The sequence below is a fragment of the Paenibacillus darwinianus genome, from assembly GCF_000598065.1.
Lineage (GTDB): Bacteria > Bacillota > Bacilli > Paenibacillales > Paenibacillaceae > Paenibacillus_I > Paenibacillus_I darwinianus.
The window spans coordinates 38,143-43,226 of the sequence record NZ_KK082131.1 but is presented as its reverse complement, the minus strand read 5'-3'; the positions used below and the strand labels follow the sequence as shown (position 1 = coordinate 43,226).

The 5,084-nt window shown below is 58.3% G+C and carries 5 protein-coding genes and 1 pseudogene; 2 read left to right on the top strand and 4 right to left on the bottom strand.

The window, feature by feature from the left end; all coding sequences use genetic code 11:
• Positions 1 to 400, bottom strand: a 400-nt coding sequence (locus BG52_RS15870; protein ID WP_036666776.1) for a tetratricopeptide repeat protein, incomplete at its 3' end; no start/stop codon positions are given.
• A gap of 71 nt (positions 401 to 471) precedes the next feature.
• A pseudogene (locus BG52_RS02180) lies at positions 472 to 1,103 on the bottom strand (aldo/keto reductase).
• Between the two features lie 348 nt (positions 1,104 to 1,451).
• Here BG52_RS02180 and glsA point away from each other — a divergent pair.
• Entirely contained in the window at positions 1,452 to 2,405 is a 954-nt protein-coding gene (glsA, locus tag BG52_RS02170; protein WP_036580595.1) for a glutaminase A, read from the top strand.
• 104 nt (positions 2,406 to 2,509) lie between these two features.
• Positions 2,510 to 3,394, top strand: a complete 885-nt coding sequence (locus BG52_RS02165; RefSeq protein ID WP_036580593.1) for an SDR family oxidoreductase — start codon at positions 2,510 to 2,512, stop codon at positions 3,392 to 3,394.
• A gap of 70 nt (positions 3,395 to 3,464) precedes the next feature.
• Here the strand turns inward: BG52_RS02165 and BG52_RS02160 are convergent, their stop codons facing one another.
• Entirely contained in the window at positions 3,465 to 4,466 is a 1,002-nt protein-coding gene (locus BG52_RS02160) for a Gfo/Idh/MocA family protein (protein ID WP_223298898.1), read from the bottom strand.
• A 257-nt stretch (positions 4,467 to 4,723) separates the two neighbouring features.
• The coding region (locus tag BG52_RS15125; protein WP_036666775.1) for an RbsD/FucU family protein at positions 4,724 to 5,084 on the bottom strand (361 nt) is incomplete at its 5' end.

Here is a 5,084-nt window from a genome sequence, read left to right as displayed (position 1 = left end):
TCACTCGCGGATTGATGTCCAATGCCCGCGCAATCGCCTGCTCGCCGTCGCCCTGCTTGCCGGTATGCAAATAGGCGGTTCCCAGATCGTCCCAATACTCGGCGGAATGCTCCATCGTATCTCCCACCGATTCAAGCACCTGTCTTGCGCCGGCGTAATCTTTTTTCTCAAGCAGCAGCCGTGCAAGCGCCATTTTGGCCGAAACGTCGCTCCGGTTGAGCAGAAGCTGCTGCCTCAGCTTGCCGATTCGGCTTCGGCGTCTGAGCGGCTTGACGAAGCTCGGCGTCAGACCGACGTATCGCCGGTCCAGAAAATAAAGCACGACCAGCAGCACCAGAATCGCCAAAAACGGATTGCCAAATAAATACCACAACAGGCTGAACAATAAAATTTTTGCCATACCGATCCCATCCCGAATACCGTCTCAGCCATCATTGTACCATACTCGGAAGCAGAGAAAGCCGTGCCGGATCAATTTTCCAGAAGCTCGGCCGCCCGGGCATTCGCCTCGACCTGCTCAGGCGTTTTGCAGCCCGGTATAACGCTATGTACGGCAGGATGCCGCAAGCACCACGACGATCGGCGCCATGCTGGAAGCTTACCTGCGGGAACCTCCTCCTGGCGGATTCGTTCCACCTCATCCAGCATTTGGCGCGCTCCTCGACCGCTTCATTGCCTCTCGACCGATGATCGTTCTCCGCAAACATGAGGCCTTTGCGGTATTTGCCGCTCAGAAACCCGCTAGCCAGCGGCACGCGGGCAAGAACACCCAGATTGTGCCGCGCACAAGAAGCAAAAACCTCCGCTTCGGGCTTGCGGTCAAGCCGATTGTATACCACTTGAATGACGTCAGCGCCGCAGTCTGTCGCCTTATCGGTCTGCTTGTCCTCCTTCAGAAAACCACCGATTAACCGTTCCGACAGATGGTCGCCGTAGCACTCCGCTGTATCGATCAGATGGATGCCAAGCTCCTTGCCCCGGCGCAGAACGGCATTCGCCTCTTCCTGCGTGAAGTCGATTCCCCATTCGCCGCCGAATTGCCAGGTGCCAATCCCGATAACCGAAACGTTTAATCCCATACGTCCGAGCAGTCTGTATTTCATCGTTTTTCTTTTCCTCCCGCCGATAGGCTGATAAAATGGTTATTTGTTACCCATTTCCGTTCGCGCTCACGTTGTCGAGCAGCATACGCGCCGGCCGCGTCAATCAGATTGCCGCCTGCATCGCCAAGAGCGTCCATCAGCCGTTCGTTGTCCGCAGCCATGCTTCCGGGTCTGGCTTCACAAATGTTTTTTGCGGACCGCTCGCCGCCGCGCGCACATATTTACGCAGCTTATCAAGGAAAATAAACGGCAAAGATCGACAGCGATCGGAAAGGAGCAGGAGATCCTTGTCGGACGTCGAACGGGTACGATACGGAAAATCAAACACCAAGGAGGAGGCTGCCTTTGATGAGCGCCGATACGGAACGGGATACATTAAGGAAAAAGCTCCCCGAGTGGGTGGAAACGAGCCGCAAGCTTTCCGCCTCGGGCAAAGTCGCGCAGTACATCCCCGAACTGGCCGGTGCGCCTGCCGGCGCGCTCGGCATCACGATTCTCGGACCGGGCCCCGGCGACCTTCTGCAGGCCGGCGATGTCGGCTGCCGCTTCACTATGCAAAGCATCTCGAAGGTGTTCACGCTGCTGCTGGCGCTAATGGATCGCGGCGAGGACGGCGTGTTCGCCAAGGTCGGCATGGAGCCGACCGGGGACGATTTCAACTCGATGCTGAAGCTGGAGCTCGTCGAGCCCGGCATCCCCTTCAACCCGATGATCAATGCCGGCGCCATCACGGTGACCTCCCTGATCGAGGGCGAAGATCCGCTGACGAAATTCGACCGGATTTTGGCATTTTTCCGCAAGCTGTCGGGCGACCCCGAGCTTACATACAATCCTCGCGTTTATAAGTCGGAGGCGTTGACGGCCCATCGCAACCGGTCGCTCGCGTACTTCCTGAAAGACAACGCCGTTTTGGGTCCGGATGAGGACGTTGAGGATATTCTGGACGTCTATTTCAAGCACTGCTCGATTGAGGTCGATTGCGGACATCTGGCCAGGCTCGGCTTGGTTCTGGCCCTGGACGGCAAAGACCCCGTCGACGGCACACAGCTGATTCCGACCCGCTATGTGCAGATTGTGAAGACGTTCATGTTCTCATGCGGCATGTACAACGCGTCCGGCGAATTCGCCATCCGGGTCGGCATCCCTGCCAAAAGCGGCGTGGCCGGCGGCATTCTGGCCGTCGTTCCCGACCGCTACGGCATCGGCGTTATCGGTCCCGCCCTGAACCGCTACGGCAACAGCACCGCCGGCGTTCATCTGCTCGAAACGCTTTCGGGCGCCTTGGACTGGAGCCTGTTCTGATTCCGCTCCTTCACAACCGTCATGTATAGAATCGGTTTTCACCTTCTAGACTAAGGGGAATCCTTACACGTACCTTAATCCATTTGTTCAGGAGGGATTTATCGATGCCGAGCAAAACGACGGAGAAGGAACCATTGCAGAAACAAACGTTCCCGCCCCAGGAGCAGGACCGCCAGCCAGGCGTTGAAACCCAGATGGACCCGAAGCCGGAAATCGAATCGCCGAATTACAAGGCGGCCGGAAAACTGCTGGGCAAAGCCGCCCTCATCACCGGAGGCGACAGCGGGATCGGCCACGCGGCCGCAATCGCTTTCGCCAAGGAAGGCGCGGATGTCGCCATCGTTTATTTGGACGAGGACAAGGACGCACAAGCCGCCAAAAAACGGATCGAGGAGCTGGGCAAGCGCTGCCTGCTCATCACCGGGGATATCGGTGACGAAGCATTCTGCAAGCAGGCGATTGAGCAGACCGTGAAGCAGTTCGGCAAGCTCGACATCCTGGTGAACAACGCCGCCGAGCAGCATCCGCAGCAGAGCATCGAGGATATTACGGCCGAGCAGCTCGAGCGAACGTTTCGGACGAACATTTTCTCGATGTTCTACCTGACGAAGGCGGCAATGCCCCATCTGCAAAAAGGCGCGTCGATCATCAACACCGCCTCGATCACCGCCTATGAAGGCAATCCGATGCTGCTTGACTACTCGTCGACGAAGGGCGCAATTGTATCCTTTACGCGGGCGCTGTCGAACAACGTGTCAAGCAAAGGCATCCGCGTCAACGCCGTGGCGCCCGGACCGATCTGGACGCCGCTCATCCCGTCGACATTCGACGCCGACAAGGTGGCCAAGTTCGGCTCCGACACGCCGATGAAGCGCGCCGGCCAGCCGTCCGAGCTTGCGGCAGCTTATGTCTATCTGGCCAGCGACGATTCCATCTACATGTCGGGCCAGACGCTGCATCTGAACGGCGGACAAGTCGTCAACGGCTGACCGCTCGCACGGCTAAACCGTCGACAGGGGTACAGTCTCCTGTCGGCGGTTTTTTTCGCATCGGCTCGTATCACTCGAAACCCGGGGTCCGCTCCTCGTAGTATGACTTCAAAAGCGCATCCATCACCCGGTTCGTTCGGGCGGCGCTCCTGCCGGTGCTGACCGCAGGCGTTCCGCCTCGCAGCTCGTCCACCATCGTCTGAATAAACGGCTGCTGCACATGCTGCGGCCGTTCGAATTCCAGCCTTGTCGGCGTTTCGCCCCGCTTGTGAATGACAAGATCGTTTCCAAATGTCGGAAAAACAAGCTTGCCTTCCGTACCGACCAACTCATTGGCATCCGTGCTTTCAAAGGCATCAAAGCACCACATGCCCGAGCCGACCACACCGGACTCGAACCGATAAGAGCCGGCAACGGTATCCTCCGCCGGATACAAGCCCGCCTGATTCACCGCGATCCCCTCTGCGGAGGCAATTGGTCCGAGCAGAAAATCGAGGATATCGAACGTATGGCTTGCCAGATCGGCAAACAGCCCGCCGCCAGCAAGCTGCGGCTGCACACGCCAGGGCAGTTCGCCGTCCTTCGTCAGTCCAATGGAACGCGGCTGTGTCAGCAAAGTTCGGACATAACGCGCCTCTCCGATCGCTCCGTCGTCCAGTAGCGCCTTTACCGCCTTGAACAGCGGCAGCTCACGCCGGTAATAGGCGACGAACAACGGCACTCCCGCCCGCTCGCAGGCCTCGATCATGTCCAGGCACTCGGCGTATGTACACGCCATCGGCTTCTCGACGTACACCGGCTTGCCCGCTCTGGCAGCCAACAGCGTGTATTCCTTATGGAAAGCCGGCGGCGTGGCGATGTATACCGCATCGACCTCCGGATCGTACATCAGCCGCTCCGCATCGTCATACCATTTCCCCACACCGTGCCGCACCGCATAATCTTCCGCGAGCGCCCCATTCCGCCGCATAACCGCCGTCAAAGCGGAGCCTGCCGCCTTCCGGAAGGCCGGGCCGCTTTTCACCTCGGTCACATCGCCGCAGCCGACAATTCCCCAACGTATCGTATCCAAATGAAGGTCCCCTTTCCTGCTCATCCGTTACCATATTCGCCGGTCATCCTCCGGTTCCCTTCAAGCTGATGAACCAGGCCGATATCGCCCTGTATTATTCCAAAAAACAAGGAAAAAACCGATTCCACGTCTACCGGCCCGATTTTCCTTATAATCGTCTGAATATCCGCGCCCATGACGTCTATGAGCTGTAGTGCCGCAGCATAGCATGGAAGGTTCAGGCAGTAGGGACAGCGCTGTGCGGCTTCATCTTCCCGTTAGAAGCGGTCGGGACTCTCCGTCACGATGCCTTTCTTCAGAATGAGATTGGCGTAAATCGCGGTCTCCCCCGTTGCAACGATTGCATACGCCCGCTTCGCGCGCTCATAAAACTCAAATCGTTCCACCTCCTCGAACGGGTCGTCCATGCGGGTCCTCGCTTTCACGATTTCGCGAAACCGGGACCAGATCGGTGTGTCCGCCGGGTCGCCGGGAACGACCCCCATCAACGCTGCCGGTTTGTCCACATACGTATCCAATGGGAACAATGCGAGAATCGCATCCAATAATTCAGGCACGCCATGGCCGTCGCAGCGAATGAGCTTACCGGCGTGGCTGGCCGCCGGAAAATTGCCGTCG

What these genes read in the sequence shown, in the direction of transcription:
- glsA (WP_036580595.1), top strand. Translation starts at nt 1,452, where the DNA reads ATGAGCGCCGATACGGAACGGGATACATTAAGGAAAAAGCTCCCCGAG.
- BG52_RS02165 (WP_036580593.1), top strand. Translation starts at nt 2,510, where the DNA reads ATGCCGAGCAAAACGACGGAGAAGGAACCATTGCAGAAACAAACGTTC.